16 protein-coding genes are annotated in these 20,837 nt (G+C 62.0%); 6 read left to right on the top strand and 10 right to left on the bottom strand.

Annotated elements, in window-relative coordinates; translation table 11 throughout:
• Positions 1-87 precede the first annotated feature (87 nt).
• Positions 88-1,509, bottom strand: a complete 1,422-nt coding sequence (locus tag V5F23_RS05330; RefSeq protein ID WP_042732530.1) for an amino acid permease — start codon at positions 1,507-1,509, stop codon at positions 88-90.
• 589 nt (positions 1,510-2,098) lie between these two features.
• Here V5F23_RS05330 and V5F23_RS05325 point away from each other — a divergent pair.
• Together V5F23_RS05325 and V5F23_RS05320 are read left to right on the top strand one after the other, a co-directional pair.
• Positions 2,099-2,557 (top strand): transposase, encoded by a 459-nt coding sequence (locus tag V5F23_RS05325; protein WP_212803438.1) that lies wholly within the window; start codon positions 2,099-2,101, stop codon positions 2,555-2,557.
• 263 nt (positions 2,558-2,820) lie between these two features.
• Positions 2,821-5,928, top strand: a complete 3,108-nt coding sequence (locus V5F23_RS05320) for a transglycosylase domain-containing protein (protein WP_047737080.1) — start codon at positions 2,821-2,823, stop codon at positions 5,926-5,928.
• Positions 5,929-5,940: 12 nt separating this feature from the next.
• Here V5F23_RS05320 and V5F23_RS05315 read toward each other — a convergent pair whose 3' ends face one another.
• The 8 genes from V5F23_RS05315 to V5F23_RS05280 all read right to left on the bottom strand — a co-directional run bounded on the left by V5F23_RS05315 (position 5,941) and on the right by V5F23_RS05280 (position 14,243).
• Entirely contained in the window at positions 5,941-6,411 is a 471-nt protein-coding gene (locus V5F23_RS05315) for a CS1 type fimbrial major subunit (protein WP_234408010.1), read from the bottom strand.
• Positions 6,412-6,471: 60 nt separating this feature from the next.
• Positions 6,472-6,966 carry a CS1 type fimbrial major subunit gene (locus tag V5F23_RS05310; protein ID WP_042731178.1) on the bottom strand — a complete coding sequence of 165 codons (495 nt, stop codon included), beginning with the start codon at positions 6,964-6,966 and terminating at the stop codon, positions 6,472-6,474.
• 180 nt (positions 6,967-7,146) lie between these two features.
• Positions 7,147-7,584: a CS1 type fimbrial major subunit gene (locus tag V5F23_RS05305; protein WP_237614172.1), complete on the bottom strand. Its 438-nt coding sequence runs from the start codon at positions 7,582-7,584 to the stop codon at positions 7,147-7,149.
• An 87-nt stretch (positions 7,585-7,671) separates the two neighbouring features.
• Positions 7,672-8,415 (bottom strand): pilus assembly protein, encoded by a 744-nt coding sequence (locus tag V5F23_RS05300; RefSeq protein ID WP_042731180.1) that lies wholly within the window; start codon positions 8,413-8,415, stop codon positions 7,672-7,674.
• Positions 8,416-8,473: 58 nt separating this feature from the next.
• A complete protein-coding gene (locus tag V5F23_RS05295; RefSeq protein WP_042731176.1) occupies positions 8,474-9,718 on the bottom strand; it encodes a hypothetical protein in 1,245 nt (414 codons plus the stop codon).
• A 42-nt stretch (positions 9,719-9,760) separates the two neighbouring features.
• Complete coding sequence (locus V5F23_RS05290) at positions 9,761-10,276, bottom strand: hypothetical protein (protein WP_234407994.1); 516 nt, start codon at positions 10,274-10,276, stop codon at positions 9,761-9,763.
• Between the two features lie 825 nt (positions 10,277-11,101).
• On the bottom strand, positions 11,102-13,636 hold the full coding sequence (locus V5F23_RS05285) for a CS1-pili formation C-terminal domain-containing protein (RefSeq protein ID WP_338497724.1): 2,535 nt from the start codon (positions 13,634-13,636) through the stop codon (positions 11,102-11,104).
• A 121-nt stretch (positions 13,637-13,757) separates the two neighbouring features.
• Positions 13,758-14,243: a CS1 type fimbrial major subunit gene (locus V5F23_RS05280; protein ID WP_042731173.1), complete on the bottom strand. Its 486-nt coding sequence runs from the start codon at positions 14,241-14,243 to the stop codon at positions 13,758-13,760.
• A gap of 420 nt (positions 14,244-14,663) precedes the next feature.
• Between V5F23_RS05280 and V5F23_RS05275 the strand changes: the two genes are divergently transcribed.
• The 4 genes from V5F23_RS05275 (at position 14,664) to purT (ending at position 18,020) form a co-directional block, all read left to right on the top strand.
• Positions 14,664-15,245 carry a PadR family transcriptional regulator gene (locus V5F23_RS05275; protein WP_042731172.1) on the top strand — a complete coding sequence of 194 codons (582 nt, stop codon included), beginning with the start codon at positions 14,664-14,666 and terminating at the stop codon, positions 15,243-15,245.
• Entirely contained in the window at positions 15,238-16,023 is a 786-nt protein-coding gene (locus V5F23_RS05270; RefSeq protein WP_338497723.1) for a siderophore-interacting protein, read from the top strand. Before V5F23_RS05275 ends, V5F23_RS05270 begins: the two co-directional genes overlap by 8 nt.
• 246 nt (positions 16,024-16,269) lie before the next feature.
• Entirely contained in the window at positions 16,270-16,737 is a 468-nt protein-coding gene (locus tag V5F23_RS05265; protein ID WP_042730941.1) for a VUT family protein, read from the top strand.
• A 101-nt stretch (positions 16,738-16,838) separates the two neighbouring features.
• Positions 16,839-18,020 carry a formate-dependent phosphoribosylglycinamide formyltransferase gene (purT, locus tag V5F23_RS05260; protein ID WP_123578170.1) on the top strand — a complete coding sequence of 394 codons (1,182 nt, stop codon included), beginning with the start codon at positions 16,839-16,841 and terminating at the stop codon, positions 18,018-18,020.
• Between the two features lie 275 nt (positions 18,021-18,295).
• Here the strand turns inward: purT and V5F23_RS05255 are convergent, their stop codons facing one another.
• Complete coding sequence (locus V5F23_RS05255) at positions 18,296-20,710, bottom strand: glucose/quinate/shikimate family membrane-bound PQQ-dependent dehydrogenase (protein WP_123578171.1); 2,415 nt, start codon at positions 20,708-20,710, stop codon at positions 18,296-18,298.
• Positions 20,711-20,837 lie beyond the last annotated feature (127 nt).

Here is a 20,837-nt window from a genome sequence, read left to right as displayed (position 1 = left end):
GGACAGCATTCAAAGAGACGTAATCGACATGGCCCCCAAAAAGCCCCGATCATTCGCCCGGGGCATTTCTACTGCATGGTTGGCAACTTACGAAACGGCATCCATCGAACCCCGGGCTTGCCCGGTCGGCTGCAACTTGAAGGTATAGAACAACACCGTCAGCAACACCAGAAACGCCGGCCCCACGTACAACGCCACTCGCGTATCCGGGAAGTAGGCCATCAGCCCCACCACCAGCACCAGGAATGCCAGCGCCAGGTACGAGCTGACCGGGTACAGCCACATGCGGTACTTCAGGGCCGCACGCTCGGAAGCACTCAAGCTTTTGCGGAATTTGAGCTGGGCCAGCAGGATCATCACCCAGGTCCAGATCGCGCCGAAGGTGGCGATGGAGGTCACCCAGACGAAGACTTTTTCCGGCACCAGGTAATTGAGCAGCACACCCAGCAGCAATGCGGCGATGGACAGCAGCAATGCACGGCGCGGCACGCCGTTGGTGGACGTCTTGGCGAAGCCAGCCGGGGCCTGGCCATTCTGCGCCAGGCTGTAGAGCATCCGCCCGGTGCTGAAGATGCCGCCGTTGCAGGACGACAGCGCCGCGGTGATCACCACAAAGTTGATGATCCCGGCGGCGGTCTTGATGCCCAGGCGCTCAAAGGTCATCACGAATGGGCTACCTTGGGTGCCGATCTCGTTCCAGGGGTAGATCGACAGGATCACGAACAAAGCGCCGACGTAGAACAGCAGGATCCGCCAGAACACCGAGCCGATGGCGTTGGGGATGGTTTTCTGCGGGTTCCTCGCCTCACCGGCGGTCAGGCCGATCATCTCCACGCCCAGGTACGCGAACATCACCATCTGCAGGGACATCAACACGCCCGTCACGCCGTTGGGCATGAAGCCGCCGTGGGCCCAGAGGTTGGAAATACCCAGCGCCACGCCATCGTTGCCGAACCCGAAGGCGATGATGCCAACGCCACCGATGACCATGGCGATGATGGTCACGATCTTGATCAGGGCGAACCAGAATTCGAACTCACCGAAGGCCTTGACCGCGATCAGGTTGATCGAGCCCATGCTGACCAGTGCCGCCAGGGCCCAGATCCAGCGCGGCACATCGGGGAACCAGATGCCCATGTACACCGCGACGGCGGTGATCTCCGCCACGCAGGTCACCAGCCACAGGAACCAGTAGTTCCAGCCGGTGAGAAAGCCTGCCAAAGGGCCGAGGTAATCCTGGGCATAACGGCTGAACGAACCGGCCACCGGGTTATGCACGGCCATCTCGCCGAGGGCACGCATGATCACCAGGATCGCCAGGCCGCCGATGATGTAGGAGAGCATGATCGCCGGGCCGGCCATTTCAATGGCCTTGGCCGAACCGAGGAACAACCCGACACCGATGCATGCGCCAAGCGCCATCAGGCGGATATGCCGCTCGCCGAGCTCACGTTTGAGCGGACCACCCTGAGCGGTCTCGCCATGGGGCAGATGATTGCCGACTGGCATAGGGAACAACCTCGTCTTGTTATTGGATTAACCACCGAGTCTCCAAGGCGCAGACCGATAAGCCTGCCACCTTGCCGAAACCGGGCCTGTCTTGTGGACAGGCCGTCCTGTGGAACGACAGCCTCAGGATCAGCGGGCCATGCAGTATAAAAAGCCTGCGATAGAGATTTTCACTGTAAAACCTGGGTTATTCAGGGGAAAGCCTCAACAAAATCGGTTCTTTTGGAGAGGCATTGACTGAGATTACAGGAAATTCAGTGGACAAACGCGGTATTGGCGGGCAAACGTCAAGCGAAAAAGCGAGGTACGAGTGCGACGACCGATGGCTCTAACACCGGCATTACAAGCAACACCCTTCTTGTGGCGAGGGGATTTATCCCCGTTGGGCTGCGCAGCAGCCCTGAAACCAGCCAATCCGGTCTGTCAGACAGATTGAGTCAATTGCAATGGGGCCGCTTCGCAGCCCAACGGGGATAAATCCCCTCGCCACAGGACTACAAAACCCACGGACATTTCGCTCGACGTTTTCAGCACCAAGGCAAGAGCCGCGGCACTACGCTGCCTTGAATCCCTTCACTGGAATCAAGGAATGCCTCCATACCCCAATTCTCATCGCTTGCGTCAAGGTCGCTATTCAGAGCAAGGACGAGCTTATCTGGTAACCGCAGTTATCCATCGACGACGTCCGGTTTTTGCTGATTGGACAGTTGGACGACTGCTGGTTGCCGAGTTCAAGCACGCCCATGACTCAAACCAAGTGAATTCACTGGCATGGGTGGTGATGCCGGATCATTTCCATTGGCTGCTGCAGATCAACGAAGGCTCTCTGAGCCAGGTCATCGGCGCCGTCAAAGCCCGATGCACTCGACGTCTCAACTGTTGGGCCGGAACGTCTGGCCCACTCTGGCAAAGTGGTTTTCACGACCGGGCCATCCGCGATAACGAAGACCTCCTGCCTTTTGCCCAATACATTATTGCCAATCCCCTTCGTGCCGGGCTGGCGGATCGTATCGGCGACTACCCCCTTTGGGACGCCGCATGGCTTTGAAGTCCTCTACTCACCTGTGGCGAGGGGATTTATCCCCGCTGGGCTGCGCAGCAGCCCTGAAACCAGCCCATTCGGTCTGTCAGACAGATTGAGTCAATTGCAATGGGGCCGCTTCGCAGCCCAACGGGGATAAATCCCCTCGCCACAAAGTTCATCGCAGCCTTGATGGCACCTGCCCACCCACAATTTCCCCTCCCCCCACGCCAACCACCGTCTAAGCTTCAAGCAAGTCCGATCAATCTGCTTAATTGGATCAGTCGACTATGGGCGCTTTATGGCATACCGATTCGAACAAACCTGTGGTCCCGACTGAACGTATGGAAGACGCGCCCTCACCCCAAAAAAAGCCCCGTGTACGGCATGGCTGGCGGGCGTTCTGGTTGTTGTTGCTGATCATCGTGGTGGTGGTCGGGTTGGCGGTGGCCAAGGAAATGCGCACCTCGCGGTTTCAGGCCCGGGAAATCAGCAAGTACGCCGACTCCCTTTCCTATTCGGTTCAACCTGGCCCCAGCGATGCCATCGTCTACCCCGGCGCGGGTCCGTTCGACCGGCGCCTGGGCTACAGCTCGCTGGGCGAGTTCCTGCCGCGGTTGCTCAAGCGCGACTACGTGATCCAGGCCCAGGCGCGCTTTTCACCGGCCCTGATGGACTACGTCGAAAAAGGCCTGTTCGTGCCCTATACGGAGAAGATCCAGGCCGGGCTGACCATCACCGATTGCCGCGCCGCGCCGGTGTACCAGTTCAAGTACCCACAGCAGTTGTACGGCAGTTTCGACGCGATTCCGCCGGTGGTGGTGCAAAGCCTGCTGTTCATCGAAAACCGCTTCCTGCTCGACCCGCAGCAGCCCTTGGCGAACCCGGCGGTGGACTGGCCGCGCTTCGCCATGGCGGCGTGGTCGCAGGTGGCCAAGCTGCTGAGCTTGCCGGGGCAGTCCGCCGGGGGCAGCACGCTGGCGACGCAGTTGGAAAAATACCGCCACTCCCCTGAAGGCTTGACCGTGTCGGGCGCGGAGAAGATCCGCCAGATGATCTCCGCCAGCGTGCGCGCCTACCAGGGCGGCCCGCAAACCCTCGAGGCGCGGCAGCGGGTGATCCGTGACTACCTCAACAGCGTGCCGCTCTCGGCCGTCCCGGGGCACGGTGAAGTGCATGGCATGGCCGAAGGTTTGCGGGTCTGGTACGGCGCCGATTTCAACCGGGCCAACGAACGTCTGTTCAGCACCGCCACCGACCCACAGACCCTGGCCGAAAAAGGCCTGGCGCTGCGGGAAATGCTGTCGTTGATGATCGCCCAGCGCCGCCCTTCCCATTACCTGACCAAGGGTCACGACGAACTGGCGCGCCTGACCGACAGCCACATCCGCCTGCTGGCCCAGAACGGCGTGATCGACGCAGACCTGTCCGCTGCCGCCCTGGCGAGCAAGGTCAGCTACCGCGACTGGGTGCAACAACCGACGATCCAGCCCAACGAGACCAACAAAGGCATCAGCGCCGCCCGCAGTCGCCTCGCCACGCTGCTCGACCGCCCGCTCTATGACCTCGATCGCCTGGACCTGTCGGCCACCAGCACCTTGCAAAGCGACTTGCAGGCCCAGGCCACCCAGTACCTCAAGCGCTTGGCCGACCCGGCGTTCGCGGCCGAGATCGGCCTCATGGGCGAGCGCCTGCTGACCCCCACCAGTACCACCCAGGTGCGCTACAGCTTCACCTTGCTGGAATTGACCCCGGACGGCTCGCGGGTGCGGGTGCAGACCGACAGCACCGACCAGCCCTTCGACATCAATGAAGGCAGCAAGCTGGAGCTGGGCTCCACCGCCAAATTGCGGGTGCTCACCACCTACCTGCAGATCATCGCCGAGCTGCACGATCGCTACGCCCAGAAGACCCCGGCGGAGCTGAGAAAAACCGACATCGCCGAGCAGGACCGCCTGTCCCGCTGGGCCGTCGACTACCTGAGCCAGAACAGCGACCGCAGCCTGCCGAAAATGCTCGAAGCGGCCCTGGACCGTACCTATTCGGCCAGCCCCGGCGAGGCGTTCTTCACCGGTGGCGGGCTGCACACCTTCCATAACTTTCGCAACGAGGACAACGGCCGCAACCCCACCCTGCGCGACGCCCTGCGCGAATCGATCAACTTGCCGTTCATCCGCCTGATGCGCGACCTGGTGCGCTATGCCACCTACGCCGGCCCCAGCAACAGCGCCGAGTTGCTCAAGGACGACAGCGACCCGCGCCGCCAGGAATACCTGGCCCAGTTCGCCGATCGCGAAGGTACCTCGTTCCTGCTCAGGTTCTGGAAGAAGTACCAGAAGAAAGACACCGGTGAACGCCTGGAAACCTTCCTCGACAGCATGCACCCCACGGCGATCCGCCTGGCCGCCGTGCACCGCTATTTCTTTCCCGGTGACAGCCAGGAGAGTTTCAACCTGTTCGTGCGTTCGCACCTCAAGTCGGTCAAGAGCAGCGAGAAACTCACCGACGAACGCCTGGAGCGGCTCTACCAGAGCTATGGCCCCGGCGCCTATGACCTGCCGGACCAGGGCTTCATCGCCAAGGTCCACCCTCTGGATTTGTGGTTGATGGGGTACCTGTTGAACAACCCCGACGCCAAGTTCAGCCAGATCGTCAAGGCCAGCGAATTCGAGCGCCAGGAGGTTTACAGCTGGTTGTTCAAGAGCCGGCACAAGAGCGCCCGCGACAGTCGCATTCGCACCATGCTCGAAATCGAAGCCTTCCTGGATATCCACCAGCGCTGGCAGAAAGTCGGCTATCCGTTCGACCACCTGGTGCCGTCACTGGCGACCGCCATCGGCAGCTCCGGCGACCGCCCGGCGGCCTTGGCCGAACTGGTGGGCACCATCCTCAACGACGGCATCCGCCAACCGGCGCTGCGGGTCGACAGCCTGGATTTCGCGGTGGGCACGCCGTACGAAACACGGCTGGTCAGCGACCCGGACAACGGCAAGCGGGTGATGCCAGTGGACGTGGCCCGGGCCCTGCGCGGGGCATTGTCCCAGGTGGTGGATGCCGGCACCGCGAAACGGGTGGCCGGCAGTTTCAAGCTGGACGACGGCACGCCACTGGCCATGGGCGGCAAGACCGGCACCGGCGACAACCGCATCGAAGCCATCGGCGCCGGTGGGCGCATCCTCAGCTCCAAGTCGATCAATCGCACGGCCACCTTCGTCTTCTACATCGGCGACAGCCATTTCGGCACCCTCACCGCCTATGTCCCGGGGGCGTCGGCGCAGAACTTCAGGTTCACCTCGGCCTTGCCGGTACAGGTGCTCAAGGGCATGGCCCCATTCCTCTCGCCCTACTTGCAGCCGGGCAGTCATACCCAGTGCAAGCCGTTGGTGGCGCGCCAGTGACGGGCGCGCGGATTACGGGTTCACCCGCGGCACGGCGTCGAAAATGACCGTGAAATCGGCATTGAACACACCTGTCTGTCCGGGCAGAGGCAAGGCCGAAGCCCTGATGACCATGTCGGCCTGGGTACCTGGCGTCGACGTGGGGTCGTCCACCACCTCCTGGGGCGAAGCGGTCAGGGTGACGTTGTTGAACCGCACCAGCAGCGGAATATCGCTGCTGCCGTTGGTCAACGCAGGCTGGCCAGCCGGCAGGTACGCATGCACCGACCCGTCGGTGTTCTTCACATCAAAGGTCTGGCGTATCGTACTGAACTGACTCGTCACCGGGTCGTAATGCATGACCTCATCCTTGCCGAACTCAGGATCCCGGGGCTGCACATGGAACTGCTGGGTGGGAATGTTTGCCGTGATGTGAATCGGCGAACGGGCATCATCGGCCGCGTGCAGCGGCGAAACGCTCGAGGCAACAAGGCCCAGAGCCATTGCAAAGACCTTTTTATCGAACATGGCAAATACCTTTTAGCCGTAGAGAAACTGGGTGGGTCAAGCGGAGATCCGCGGCACGGCGTCGTAGATCACCGTGAAGTCGCCGGTGTAGAAGCCCGGCCTGCGCTGGGCCGGCATCGCATCGGCAGAGATGGTCATCTCGACCTGGGTGCCGGGCGTGGAGGACGCATCGTCCACCACTTCCCGCGGCAAGCCGTCCAGACGGACTTCGTTGAACCGGACCCTCAACGGGATCCTGGTATTGCCGTTGGACAGGAACGCCGCGCCGCCTTCGATGTAGGCGTGGATCGAACCCTCGGTGTTCTTCACATCGAAGATCTGGCGCAAGATGCCCAGGTCGTCGTTCAAGGGGTTGTAATGCATGACCTCGTGCTTGCCGAACTCCGGGTCCCGTGGCTGGACATGGAATTGCTGGGTGGGAATGTTCGTCTTGATATGAATGGCTGAACGCGCATCATCGGCTCCGAGTGCCAGCGACGGACTCATGGTCGCGGCGCCCAGGGCCATGACGGATATACATTTCTTCAACATGCTTGCTACCTTTTTTCATCGTTGTTTTTAAAGAAGCATCCATGCCATCACTGCCAACCCTGGCAACGGGGCGGCTTCGCCACCCGACGGGAGCAAGCTCCCTCGCCACAGGCGATCGGTGCTGCTTCAAATCATCTGCATCACAGGGTTTTGTGTTGTTTCGATGATCTTTATCCAGTGCTATGGCGCCGTGGCGTCGAACACCATGTGCACCGTGCCGTAGTAGTCGCCAGGCTTGTAGTCGTCATCGGGCTTGATGGCGGCGATTTCCAGGGGAACCTGGCGGCCCGGACGGGCCTCGGTGGCCGAGACCACCTGGGTCGAATCCAGGGTCAGTTCGACGCCGTTGAAGCGCACCCGCAAGTCGATGCGGTCGCGGCCATTGGACAGGTAGGCCTCCTCGCCGAGGCGCGCGCCAATGGAGCCGTTGCTGTTCTTCACCTCATAAATGGCCCGCAACGGGCTCAGGTCCGAGGTGATGGTGCTGAACGGCAGCCGTTGTTCTCGCTGGACCAGCTGCGGGTCGAGTGGCAACACATAGAAGTCGGCCGTCGGGATGGTCACGTAGAGTTCGAACGTCTCCCGCTCGACAGCCCCCCAGGCCAAAGACCAGGGCATGACCAGGGCGGTCAAAGCGAGAGGGCGTAGCCGTGTCTTGATCATTTTGATTTACCTCTTGCGTCAACGACGGTTCGGCGACAGCCGTCAGCCCTTGATCTCGACGTTCTGGGTCTTGCTGCCTTCGATCAGCGTGAAGCGGTACTCACGTCCCGCCTCCTTGTCGAACGCGAACGTGCGGCCCTTCATGACGTGATGCTTGGTGGTCGGGCGGCATTCGTTTTCTTTTTTCGCTTCGCAGTCCTTGAACTCGTCGATCACCACCACGCTGTTGCCGTTGTTGCGCAACTGGTAGCGGGTGGCGCTGTGATCGATCACGGTGTCGAAACGGGTGTCCTTGGGCCGCACGAAAAACACCGTGCCGTACCCAGCCAACACCTTGACCCCGGCGGCCACGCGCTCTTTCTTATAGGCTTCGCGTTCCTCGGCGCTGACGGCGAATTCGTCTTCCGCTTCCGGCACCACCGGCACGAAACGCACGCGGAAGTAACGCTCCTTGTCGCGGTTGCCCATGAACAACAACCGCGTGCCCTGCACACCGTTGGCCGGCACGATCAGGCGCGCCGGGCTGGCCATCAGGCCATCCCTGGCCTGGGCACTGGCCTGGTTCTGCAGCGGCACCTCGCTGTAGGTGCCGTCCTCGTTGTAGATGATCTCCAGGATGTTCACCTTGACGAAGGCCGTCGACGTCCCGCCGTTGAACACCCGCTTCATGTAGGTGGTCTTGTTGCCGTCCAGGTAGTCGTAGACCACCCCGACACCGATCTGCGGCCCGGCCTGGGCCACGCCGCAAAACAGAGAAATACCCACCCATGCCCATAGTTGTTTCATCACTTGCTTGACCTCATGCATTAAACGCAACTCACAAAAAATTTGGCCGGCAGGCCACTCAGACTTCCGAATCCCAGATCACCGTGACACTGCCGGAGTAAGCCTTGGCGCCGGTGTCCAGCATCTCTTCGACGCTGCCCCGGGCCACTTCGAAATGCAGCATCCCGGACCGACGATCAACGTAAACACTTGGCTGGAAGAGTTCGGTCCCGCTGCCATCGCGTAACAACGGACGCCGGTCGACCGGTTGGCCGCCAACGTCTGCCAGACCTTCGGGCAGGCTCACGCGCACATCCACCGGCACGGTATGGCCGCTGCCGGTTTCCGAGATCGCGCAGGTGTTGCCGCTGACGTACTGGCATTCGAGCCTCATCTTGAAACGTGACGAAGCCGAGATATGGAAGCGCTGGTCGCGAAACAGCCGCGTCGGTTTGCTCCCGCTGTTCAGCCACGCTTGCCAGCCTTCCTGGGGCACCAGTTCCACCCGGTTGCCACCCGGGGGCACCTCCACCTTGAGGGTGTGCTCGACATCGAGCTTGAAATTGAGGGTGATCACCGATTCGTTGGGGATCATCAGGTCACCGAAGTCGAAGTCCTGCCCCGGGCCGATGCTGTAGACCAAGGAGCCGGTATATTGGCCAGACGACATCTTCAGCGGGTTGGGGGTGCGCAGTTCGTAGGCGAAGTTCATGGAGGTGTATTCCATGCCCGGAATCAGGTAACGGGCTCTTTTGGCACAGTTGCCTTCGACCGGGGTTTTCCAGAAGAAAAAGTAGGCGCGGTCGTTCAAACCCGATTCACTGCTGGATCGACAAGGTGCAGGGGCGTACTTCCAGGTCGAACCCCACAACATCGCATGGGCGGTCCCCATGTCCACGCCGCCTCCGACCAGATCGATCACACTGACCGGCAGGAAGTACATCGAGCCGATGCCGGCGATGCGCACCTGGACGATCTCAGTCTCGCCCGTGCCGGTATGGGTGACCTGCGCCAGACGCCAATTGGCAGGCACATGGAATGTCGCCCCTTGCCGCAGGTCCGCATGATTGGCCTGAATGGGCGCGTTGGAATACGAGTTGATGTTCCACTGCAGGCTGGATACGTTCTCCCTTTCACAATCCGCCGGGTTAGAAGCGCAGTAACCGGAAACCGGCGTGGTGTTGCGAAAGGTGTTCTCGTTGGGCTTCGAGGGATCGGGCCTGAAGACGGCGGTGATCTCCTTGCTCACGCCATGGGCCGCCGATGCGCCGGCCAACACCATCACCGAAACCATGCTACGCACTGCTACTGGTAGACCTTTCATCAATCACCGTCCTTTCGCCTCAGGCAGGCCAATCCGTGCCCTTTAAACTTCCGAATCCCAGATCACCGTGACATCCCCGGTGTAGCGCGTGGCGCCCGTGTCGAGCATCGCTTCGACGCTGCTGCGGCCCACTTCGAAATGCAGCATCCCGAGCCTGCGGTCGACGTATAAGCTGGGCTCGAACAACTCCGTGCCACTGCCGTCACGCAACAGCCGGCGGCGGTTGACCGGTTGCCCGGCGCCGTCCATCAAGCCATCGGGCAGGGTCACGCTGACGTCCACCGGCACGGCGTGACCGGTGTCGGTTTCGGACATCGCGCAGGTGTTGCCGCTGATGTACTGGCATTCGATTGCCATCTTGAAACGCGAAGAGGCGGAAATATGGAAGCGTTGGTCACGGAACAGCCGCGTAGGCTTGCGCCCGCTGTTGAGCCAGGATTGCCAACCTTCCTGGGGCACCAGTTCCACGCGATTGCCGCCGGGAGGGACTTCGACCTTGAGGGTGTGTTCGACGTCGAGTTTGAAATTGAGCGTCAGCAGCGAGTCGGTAGGGATCATGACGTCGCCTGCATCAAAATCTTGTCCCGGTCCGATGGTGTAATTCAGTGAACCTGTGTATCGACCAGACGACATTTTCAACGGGTTGGGTGTACGCAATTCGTAGGCAAAATTCACCGAGAGATATTTCAGGCTGGGAACGGCATAACTAGCCTTTTTGGCACATACGCCGTCAGTCGGCGTCCACCAGATAAACGGAAAGTCTTTATCGCTATAACCTATAAAACCAACCTCTTGGCAGGGCGCAGGCGCGCTTTGCCAGGTCTTCCCGCCCCACAATCGGCCATGAGCTGTCCAGTTAGATACCCCCCCACCAACCAGACTGGGTGCGGACACGGGGAGTCGATAGGTCGCTCCTATACCAGCCCAGCGAAACTCTACGGTCTCGGTTTCTCCTGTCTCCGAATGGATTACCTGGAGCTCGCGCCATTGAGTGGGAACACTCAACATTGCGCCCTTGCGAGGGTCGGTGTGATTTGCCTGGATGGGTCCGGTTGAATCGAAAGTCACGGGCAACAAAATGCTGGATAGTTTCTTGGCCTCGCATACCGTCGGTTGATGCTGGCAGTAACCACCAATAGGGGTGGTATTGAGGAACACATTCTCGTGAGGCTTCGAAGCATCCGGCCTGAATATCGCAGTGATATCCCGGCTTACGGCATTGGCAGCAGGCACGCAGGCAAGCAACAACATCGAGACGATGCTGCTCACAGCCACCGGTAAACATTTCATCTATACAACCTCATCCATCAAAGCGAATCCCTGCAAGTTGGGGGAAGAATCCTCGCGCGGGGAGCGCCCTGCTCTCCCGCGCCACGTGAGGATTCAGGAGCGCTGCCGGTCGTTGTGGGCGGCGGCCAGCGAGCTATCGGCCAGACTGTCCGGCGTGCAGCGCAGATCGCCGATCATCAGCACATCGCCTTCGTTGCTGGCGTTTTCCGGGTCGAGGCGGAAGCGGCAGAACAGCTCATTGCCGTAGCGCACTTCCAGGGTCGGCGAAGCGGCATTCATTTCCATGGAGAAGAACCCGTCCGCCTCGCTCACACCGCGGCTGGCGTGGTTGATCACGTGGTGGCCCTTGAGCGGCTCGCCCTGTTCGTCCAGCAGGCGCCCGAGCACGGTCACGGTTTTCATCACACTGACCTTGCGGTAATCCACGCCGCCCTTGTTCAGGTGATAGCGGGTGCGTGCCGGCTCGATGCTCGCCGCCGGTGGGTGCACGCCCTCGAAGTCGAAGGTCACCATGCTGTTGCGGTAGGCGGTGATCGGTACGAAGTTGCGGCCCGGGTGCAACGTGGTGGAGCCACCGGTCAGGTCATCGGCACGCAGGACGATGTCGTCCAGGTCGGTTTCCACATCGACGATCATCCCCGCGCCACGGCCTTGGGGCAGGCCGGTGAAGACGGCTTTCTGGCCGCCGATGGCCACCGTGCTGCTCAGGTTCAGGCCACCGGTGAGGTTGTCGTTGTAGGAAGAGCGCTGCAGGAAGCCGTCGCCGTAGAGCGATTCGGTGCTGAAGCTGGCGATGCCGGACAGGCCCACGCCATAGGTGTCGGCCAGGGCCGTGGCGGAGACGTTTTGCAGCACATGATCCTCAAGGTCCCGGCGATAGGTCAGCGATGCATTGTTGTCCCGGTCGCCTTCGCGGGAAGTGCGAGTGCCGATGCTGCCCGACCAGTATTCGCCTGGCCCGCCCAAGGCGACGCTGACGCTCAGGTCCACGCCGCGATTGCGCCGGTCATTGGTACTCGACGTGCCAGGGCGGTCGAACACCGACAGCCGCCAGTTGGCGTCGCTGCCACGCAGCTTGCCGCGCTGGGTCCAACCCAGGTCCAGGCCCGTGCCCTGGACATTGCCTTCGCTGTAGGCCAGCCGCCCATTGATCGAGGACTTGCTGCTCAAGCGGTGATTGACCGACAGCGAGGAATTGCTGGTCTGGCCGACGTACACGTTGCGCTGGCGAATGCGGGTGCCGTCCGGCAGGGTTTCGTAGGTGTTGCGGGTGTCCAGCCAACTGCGGTTGTGGCTGGCGACGACGCTGCCCAAGCCATAGCTGTACAGGGCCTGCACGTCCATGCCGTTGCCGTACTGCTCGGTGTGGTAGACGTTGGCGTACAGGCTGGTGTGGGAGGCCAGGGTCCAATCTATCGACGTGCCGACCTGCAGCTTGTCCTGCACCTGGCGCGTGGAACCCCCAACGATCACCCGTGGGTGCAGCAGGTAGTTGACGCCACCCCCCGCGGTCGTGAACCCCGAGGGCTGGTCTTCCCAGTTGCTCCAGAGCCGGGTCTCGCGGCCGGCGAACAGGTTGTAGCGCCAGCGCTCTTCGGTGCTGTTCCAATTGTTCGGCTTGTAGACCAGCTCCTGGCTGGTGGCGGTGGTTTGCCCGTCCTCGATCAGCCGCACTTCCACTTCGTAGATCCCGCCGGGCAACGGGCGAGTGTCCAGGCTTTGCAAGCCGGCGCTGACGGCCTGGCTGTTGATCAGCAGGCCGTTGCGATAGATCTCCACCGACGCCTGGCGGCTGGCGGTGACGTAAATGGGGTAGACGCTGGGCTTGGGGTTGTCGATCACCAGGCTGTCGGAGCTGCCGTACATCACGCCCAGGGCGGTGTCCGGGTTGGCGCCGAACGAACGGATCTGCCGGTTCAAGCCATCGGAGCTGGGGGTGAAATAGCCAAGGCGAAAGAAATGCCCTTCCAGTTCACGTTGGGTGAACAGTTCATGGACGGCGTGGTAGAGCTTGTCGTCCGGCCCGCCCAGGCGCGAGAGCTGGAGGTCCAGGGACTGGCTCCAGTTGCCGACGCTGGAACTGGCGTTGAGGCCATAGCGGCCGCCGGTGTCCTGTTGCTGGCCACCGTTGAGATTGAGTTGGTTGTTGAAGATCAGCCCGAGGCTGCCGTCCTGGGGCTGGTCGTGATAACGCTGGGTGTGGGTACCGCGTTCGACATCGCGCGTGAGGATCGACACCAGCGAGTTCTCAAGGCTGTAGTGCACGGCCAGGAGCCCGGCGGTGCAGTTCTTTTCACAGGCGCCCAGCCGTTGGCCTTGCTTGAGCGTCTGCTCCCACTGGTCCCGCTCCACGGCCTTGACCGTGCTGTCATGGGTGTCGGTGAATTCCAGCAGGGTAATGCGATCGTCCCGCGTCAAGACCACCATGGCTTCACCGAGGTACTGCTGATTGAGCTCAATACGAACCGCCAGGGGCACGTCGAAGAAGTGGGCTTCAAATTCCGCCGGAAGGCCCTTGGCCTGGGACAGCAGGCTGGTCGGTGTGGTACCGGGGGCAGTCGGCGCGGCCAATGCGCTGGCGCACAACAGCAGCGCGAACGCACCCGCGATGGGTGTCATCGGAAACATCAACGGACTCTCATAATCAGCGAGCTTTCTGGGCGTTTCGGGGTGGGTCGACCGGTCGGGGAGAACCGGTCGACCTGCTGCTGCCCTGGGATGAGGTGGGGATCACTGGGCAGCGGGGGCCTTACGGGCGAGGCACGGCGTCGAAGATGACGGTCATGTCGGCGGTGTACAGGCCGTTCTGGGTCGCCAGCGGCTTGGCTGCGGTGATGGTCATCTCAGCCTGGGTGCCCGGGGTGGAGGTGGCGTCGTCGACCACTTCCTGGGACAGGGCGGTCAGGGTGATGCCATTGAAGGTGGTGGTCAGGGCGATGGCATCGCTGCCGTTGTACAGCGAAGCCGGGCCGCCTTCGATGTAGGCATTGACCGAACCTTCGGTGTTCTTCACGTCATAGGTCTGGCGCAGCGACGTCAGCGTACCGCTGACCGTGTTGTAGTTCATGGTTTCGTCCTTACCCCAGTTCCCGTCGCGCGGTTGTACATGGAACTGCTGGGTCGGGATGTTCGCGGTGATGTGGATGGCCGAACGTGCATCATCCAGAGCGAAAGCCAGCGAAGAACTCAGGGCCGCAGCAGTCAGGGAAGCGGCGGTTACGATTTTCATGAGCATGGGTTAACACCTGTTCATAGCAATAAAGAGAGAAGGGTTGAAGTGGCAGGCCAAATACACCTTGGCATGCCCCCTCAACGCCGCTGCATGATCGTCGCTCTTTAATTAAAAATAAGCAGGAAAGTTCGCACAGTCATGTAGTAAATCGCGCACGCAAAAGAGCGAAAAATACGCAACTTTCGATAAAGCGTAACTTTTAATGTAAGAGGCTTCCCACATTCCCAAGAGCCAAAGGGGAAAAGGCTCGCAGACACTTTCGATTCATCCCGCAACCATGGGGGATTCAGGTAAGGTCTTATTTCACTTAGTGTAGGACGCAACTAAGATATATCGCCAAGACAAGATATATCTATAGGCGAAGATATATCTGAAATCAAAGATATATCTCGGTTCTATTGATGCCGAACAGAGAGCAGAAAGATGACAGCCCCTTACTTCCCCTCCACTCGCGACCAGGGTCATCACGATGGCTTCGAACGGCGCCCGCCCGGTCGCGAACGCAGCGGGCGCGGCCCCCGGGTGTTCGCGGCCGGCGAGTTGAAATTGCTGTTGCTGGCGTTGATCGCCGAAAAGCCTTGCCACGGCTACGAGTTGATTCGCCAGATCGAGTCCATGTTCGACGGCGCCTACACCCCCAGCCCCGGCGTGATCTACCCGACGCTGACACAGCTGGAAATGGGTAAGATGGTCCTGCGCGACGCCGAGGGCGGGAAAAAATGTTACAGCGCCACCGACGCCGGACGTCTATTCCTTCGAGACCAAGCCGAGGCGCTGGACGGTGTGCGGGTACGCATCGAGGCCAGCAAGCGTGTCCTGCGCGAGCAAGGGCGGCCGGCGGAAATCCACGAAGCGGTGGTCAACTTGCGTCGCGCGCTGCAGATGCACCAGGCGCGCTGGAATCCAGAAGAAATCCTGCGCATCCGCGACCTGCTCAACGAGACTGCCAAAGCCATCATCGACGGCCCCGACCGTCCACCTGTTTCGGAGTCAAGCCATGACTGAAGTCGATCCAACCACCATTCACCGCGTCAACCACGAGATCAAGCGTCGTCGCCTGCAAGTGCTGCGGGTGGTGGAGCTGACCCCGCGCATGCGCCGCATCACCGTCGGCGGGCCGGAACTGGCAGGCTTCGTCAGCCTGGGCACGGACGATCACGTGAAATTGTTTTTCCCGCAGGACGCCGCGCAGCACGCCGCCCTGGAGCACTTCGACCCCAGCGCCGGCAAAGGGCAGGCGGCAATGCCGCCCATGCGCGACTACACCCCGCGCCGCTACGACCTGGATACCCTGGAGCTGGACCTCGACTTCGTCCTGCACGGCGACGGTCCGGCAGCCACCTGGGCGGCCCAGGCCAAGCCGGGGCAATACCTCGACATCGGCGGGCCGCGGGGCTCGATGATCGTGCCGGACGTGTTCGACAGTTACCTGTTGGTTGGCGATGAAACCGCCCTGCCCGCCATCGCCCGCCGCCTCGAAGGCCTGGCGCCGAACCGCCGGGCCCTGGTGGTGGTGGAAGTGGAAAACGGCGCCGAGCAGCAAGTGCTGCAAAGCCCGGCGCAGGTCCATGTGATCTGGGTGCTGCGCGAAGGCCGCCAGGACAATCTGGTGGCCACGGTCAGGCAACTGGAAGTCCCCGCCGGCAAGCTGTATGCCTGGGTCGCCACCGAAAGCAAAGTGTCGCGGCGCATTCGCAAAGTGTTGCTGGAGGAAAAAAGCCTGGACCCGGATTACGTCAAGGCCGTGGGCTACTGGAAGGCGGACGATAGCGACGAGGAGTGAATGCACTTGTGCCCCGTGACAAGAGCCGGTCTCTGTGGCGAGGGGATTTATCCCCGCTGGGCTGCGCAGCAGCCCTAAAACCAGCCAACCCGGAGTATCAGGCCGATTGAGGCGAGTTGATGGGGGCCGCTTCGCGGCCCAACGGGGATAAATCCCCTCGCCACAGATAAATCCCTCTCCACCGATAAATCGCTTCGCCACCGGTTTATCATTCGCCTTCGAATATCGGCTGAACCGGGTCCCCCCATGCTTTTCCTGCTCGCCTACATCAGCAGCGTCGTGCTGATCAACTACGCGTTTTCCGCGGCGCCGCACCTGGACATCATCTGGTCGGCCTGGGGTGGGCTGGTGTTTATCCTGCGGGACATGGTGCAGACCCGCTTCGGTCATGGCGCCATCGTCGCGATGCTGGCGGCGCTGGTGCTGTCCTATGTCACCTCGGACCCGACCATCGCCCTGGCCAGCGCCACGGCCTTCGCGGTGTCCGAGTGCATCGACTGGCTGGTGTTCACCATCACCCGGCGCCCGCTGCATGATCGGCTGTGGATCAGTTCGGCCTTGAGCATTCCCTTGGACACCTTCATCTTCTTCGGCCTGATCGATGCCCTGACGCCGGGCGTGGTCGGGACCGCCCTGGCCTCCAAGTTCGCCGGGGTCACGGCGGTCTGGCTGATCATGGCCTGGCGTTTACGCAAACAGGCCGTCGCCAGCTGAAGCCAAAACCTGCGGTTCATGTAAAATGCCGCGCTTTCTCCCACGGGAAGCTCGCCCGGCGCGCAACCCTCGACGATCCGCTCCTGCTTGAGGACTTTCAGATGACCCGTATCGGTACTCCATTGTCGCCGACCGCGACCCGCGTTTTGTTGTGTGGCAGCGGTGAGCTGGGCAAGGAAGTGGTAATCGAACTGCAGCGCCTGGGCGTCGAAGTAATTGCCGTGGACCGCTATGCCAACGCGCCGGCCATGCAAGTGGCCCATCGCAGCCACGTGATCAACATGCTCGACGGCGCTGCCCTGCGCGCAGTGATCGAAGCCGAGAAACCGCACTACATCGTGCCGGAAATCGAAGCCATCGCCACCGCCACCCTGGTGGAGCTGGAAGCCGAGGGCTTCACGGTGATCCCGACCGCCCGTGCCGCGCAACTGACCATGAACCGTGAAGGCATCCGCCGCCTGGCCGCCGAAGAACTGGGTCTGCCAACCTCGCCGTACTTCTTCGCCGACACCGTCGAAGACTACCGCAAGGCCGTGCAAAGCCTGGGGTTCCCTTGCGTGGTCAAGCCGGTGATGAGCTCGTCGGGCAAAGGCCAGAGCCTGCTACGCAGCGATGATGACGTGCAGAAAGCCTGGGACTACGCCCAGGAAGGCGGCCGGGCCGGCAAGGGTCGGGTGATCATCGAAGGCTTCATCGACTTCGACTACGAAATCACCCTGCTCACCGTCCGTCATGCCGGCGGCACCACCTTCTGTGACCCGGTCGGCCACCGCCAGGAGAAAGGCGACTATCAGGAATCCTGGCAGCCCCAGGCCATGAGCCCGGCGGCGCTGGCCGAATCCGAGCGCGTCGCCCAGGCAGTGACCGAGGCCCTGGGTGGGCGCGGGATGTTTGGTGTCGAGTTGTTCATCAAGGGCGACCAGGTGTGGTTCAGCGAAGTGTCGCCACGGCCACACGACACCGGCCTGGTGACGCTGATTTCCCAGGACCTGTCGCAGTTCGCCCTGCATGCCCGCGCCATCCTCGGCCTGCCGATCCCGCTGATCCGCCAGTTCGGCCCGTCGGCCTCGGCGGTGATCCTGGTGGAAGGCCAGTCGACCCAGACCGCGTTCGCCAACCTCGGCGCCGCCCTGAGCGAGCCTGACACCGCCCTGCGCCTGTTCGGCAAACCGGAAGTCAACGGCCAGCGCCGCCTGGGCGTGGCCCTGGCCCGCGACGAATCCATCGAAGCGGCCCGTGCCAAGGCGACCCGGGCTTCGCAGGCGGTGAAGATCGAGTTGTAAAAGCTGCACACTAATCCCCTGTAGTAAAGGGATTCATCTGTGGCGAGGGGATTCATCCCCGTTGGGCTGCGAAGCAGCCCTAAAACCTAGCAACTCGGTGGATCAGGTAGTTTGAGGTGGCTGCTTTTTTTGGGGCTGCTGCGCAGCCCAGCGGGAGCAAGCTCCCTCGCCACAAAAGCTCAACCGCTCAAAGGCCTGCGCTCACCAAAAACCGATGCTGCAAAAAAAGGCGACACCCGTAAAGGTGTCGCCTTTTTCATGTCCGCCGGTAGGGCTTAATCCGGCAGTTTGTAAGCAATCACATAGTCACCCTGCTTGGTGCCCAGGGAACCGTGGCCACCGGCGACGACCAGCACGTACTGCTTGCCGTCCTTGCCGGTGTAGGTCATCGGCGTGGTCTGGGCGCCGGCTGGCAGGCGGCCTTCCCACAGCTGCTTGCCGTTCTTCACGTCATAGGCACGCAGGTACTGGTCGAGGGTGCCGCTCAGGAACGCCAGGCCGCTGGCGGTGGTGAAGGTGCCGCCCAGGCTCGGTACGCCCATGCTCAGCGGGATCGGCACGGGCGAGCTGTCACGCACGGTGCCGTTCTTGTGCTTCCACAAGGTCTTGTGGTTGGTCAGGTCCACCGCCGCCACATAACCCCACGCCGGCGCCTGGCAAGGCAGGCCCATGGGCGAGAGCAGCGCTTCGAGGATCACCCCATACGGCGCGCCCTTGTTCGGCTGCACGCCCTCGGTTTCGCTCTTGCGACCCGGACCGCCGGCCACTTCCGCCGCCGGGACCAGCTTGGACTTGAACGCCATGTAGCTCGGGTTGACGAAGGCGATCTGACGCACCGGGTCGACCGAGATACCGCCCCAGTCGAACACCCCGAAGTTGCCTGGGTAGACGATCGAGCCTTGCAGCGACGGCGGGGTGAACATGCCGTCATAGCGCAGCGACTTGAAGTCGATCCGGCAGAGCATCTGGTCGAACGGGGTCACGCCCCACATGTCGCGCTCCTTGAGGACCGGCGGCACGAAGTTCAGGTCGGACATCGGCTGGGTCGGCGAGGTATGGTCGCCTTCCACCGCGCCTTGCGGCACCGGGATCTCCTTGATCGGGATGATCGGCTTGCCGGTGCTGCGGTCCAGCACGTAGATGCTGCCCTGCTTGGTCGAGGCCAGCACGGCCGGCTTCACGCCCTCGGCGGTCTTCATGTCCATCAGGGTCGGCTGACCGCCCACGTCCATGTCCCACAGGTCGTGGTGAGTGAACTGGAAGTACCAGCGCACCTTGCCGGTGGCGATGTCCAGGGCGGTCAGGCCGGCGGCGTATTTTTCCGATTCCGGGGTGCGCATGCCACCGAACTGGTCGGGGGTCTGGTTGCCCATCGGCAGGTACAGCATGCCGAGTTTTTCATCGACGCTGAACATGGACCACATGTTCGGCGAGTTGCGGGTATAGGTCTGGCCTTCGGCAATCGGCGTGGTGTCGTCCGGGTTGCCGCTGTCCCAGTTCCACACCAGCTTGCCGGTGTGCACGTCATAGGCACGGATCACACCGCTCGGCTCGTCGGTGGACACGTTGTCGGTGACGTGGCCGCCGATCACTACCAGGTTCTGGGTGACCGCCGGTGGCGAAGTGGAATAGTAACCGCCAGCCGTGAAGCCGCCGATGTTGGCGCTCAAGTCGACCTGGCCCTTGTCGCCGAAGTCTTCGCACATCTTGCCGGTGTCGGCATCGAGGGCGATCAGGCGGGTGTCGGCGGTCGGCAGGAAGATCCGGCGCGGGCACACGGTGCTGACTGGCGCAGCGCTGGCAGCGCCGGTGGGGCTCTGTTCGGCAGAGGCGTACGCGGCGTCATCGTGATAGCTCACGCCACGGCAGGTCATGTGCGCCCAACCCTTGAAGTTCTCCGCCTTTTGCGTGGAAAGCTTCGGATCGAAACGCCAGATTTCCTTGCCGGTTTCCGGCTCCAGGGCAATCACCTGGCTGTGGGGCGTGCACACGTAGAGCATGCCGTTGGCCTTGAGCGGGGTGTTTTCGGCGGTGGTCTCACCCGGGTCGTTCGGCCCTGGCAGGTCGCCGGTGCGATAGGTCCAGGCCGGCACCAGCTTACTGACGTTCTGCGGGGTGATCTGCGCCAGTGGCGAGTAACGGTCGCCGTGAGCACTGCGGCCGTAGGAATTCCAGTCGCCGTCCGGCATCGCCGGGGCGGTGTTGGTCATGCCTTCTACGGTGTCGCGATCCAGTTGGCCCTTGATTTCACCCGGGTTGGTGAACTGGCTGGCGAGCGCGGCGATACCGGCGATGATCACGGCCGCACTCAATGCGCGGGTGCCCATGGGCGATGCGTCGGCGGTCAACAACGGACGGCGCACCCATGGCAGCAACATGACGATGCCCAGAGCAAACAACAGGGCCAGGCGCGGCACCAGTTGCCACCAGTCCAGGCCCACTTCCCACAGCGCCCACACGGTGCTGGCAAACAGCACCAGCGCGTACAGGCCCAGGGCCGCGCGCCGGGCCATGATCAGCAGCACGCCGGTCAGCGCCAGGCCGATACCCGCCAGCAGGTAATACCATGAGCCGCCAAGCGTGCTCAGCTTGACTCCGCCCGCCAGCAGGGCCAAGCCCATCAATAGAAGCAGAATGCCGAGCAGGCTCGGTAGCAGACGGCTTCGACTCAAAGCACCCTCAGTGCTCATAGTGTGATTCTCCGTGAGGTTTTAAGGAGTCCCGCGCAAAGTCTCACTGTAGATGACGATCCTTTGGGGGCTTGGTTCAGTTAAAAGTTTCCGGATGTTACGAACCCCCTGTGGGAGTTGGCTTGCT

Origin of the sequence: Pseudomonas sp. WP18, assembly GCF_036689585.1 — a bacterium.
Taxonomy (GTDB): Bacteria; Pseudomonadota; Gammaproteobacteria; order Pseudomonadales; family Pseudomonadaceae; genus Aquipseudomonas; species Aquipseudomonas chlororaphis_E.
Note: the sequence above shows the minus strand (reverse complement) of the source record. Positions and strands in the feature narration are given on the sequence as shown.

Coding starts and splice junctions, on each gene's coding strand:
- V5F23_RS05330 (WP_042732530.1), bottom strand. CDS start 1,509: ATGCCAGTCGGCAATCATCTGCCCCATGGCGAGACCGCTCAGGGTGGT.
- V5F23_RS05325 (WP_212803438.1), top strand. CDS start 2,099: ATGCCTCCATACCCCAATTCTCATCGCTTGCGTCAAGGTCGCTATTCA.
- V5F23_RS05320 (WP_047737080.1), top strand. CDS start 2,821: ATGGGCGCTTTATGGCATACCGATTCGAACAAACCTGTGGTCCCGACT.
- V5F23_RS05315 (WP_234408010.1), bottom strand. CDS start 6,411: ATGGCTCTGGGCCTTGTTGCCTCGAGCGTTTCGCCGCTGCACGCGGCC.
- V5F23_RS05310 (WP_042731178.1), bottom strand. CDS start 6,966: ATGTTGAAGAAATGTATATCCGTCATGGCCCTGGGCGCCGCGACCATG.
- V5F23_RS05305 (WP_237614172.1), bottom strand. CDS start 7,584: ATGCCCTGGTCTTTGGCCTGGGGGGCTGTCGAGCGGGAGACGTTCGAA.
- V5F23_RS05300 (WP_042731180.1), bottom strand. CDS start 8,415: ATGAAACAACTATGGGCATGGGTGGGTATTTCTCTGTTTTGCGGCGTG.
- V5F23_RS05295 (WP_042731176.1), bottom strand. CDS start 9,718: ATGAAAGGTCTACCAGTAGCAGTGCGTAGCATGGTTTCGGTGATGGTG.
- V5F23_RS05290 (WP_234407994.1), bottom strand. CDS start 10,276: ATGATCCCTACCGACTCGCTGCTGACGCTCAATTTCAAACTCGACGTC.
- V5F23_RS05285 (WP_338497724.1), bottom strand. CDS start 13,636: ATGTTTCCGATGACACCCATCGCGGGTGCGTTCGCGCTGCTGTTGTGC.
- V5F23_RS05280 (WP_042731173.1), bottom strand. CDS start 14,243: ATGCTCATGAAAATCGTAACCGCCGCTTCCCTGACTGCTGCGGCCCTG.
- V5F23_RS05275 (WP_042731172.1), top strand. CDS start 14,664: ATGACAGCCCCTTACTTCCCCTCCACTCGCGACCAGGGTCATCACGAT.
- V5F23_RS05270 (WP_338497723.1), top strand. CDS start 15,238: ATGACTGAAGTCGATCCAACCACCATTCACCGCGTCAACCACGAGATC.
- V5F23_RS05265 (WP_042730941.1), top strand. CDS start 16,270: ATGCTTTTCCTGCTCGCCTACATCAGCAGCGTCGTGCTGATCAACTAC.
- purT (WP_123578170.1), top strand. CDS start 16,839: ATGACCCGTATCGGTACTCCATTGTCGCCGACCGCGACCCGCGTTTTG.
- V5F23_RS05255 (WP_123578171.1), bottom strand. CDS start 20,710: ATGAGCACTGAGGGTGCTTTGAGTCGAAGCCGTCTGCTACCGAGCCTG.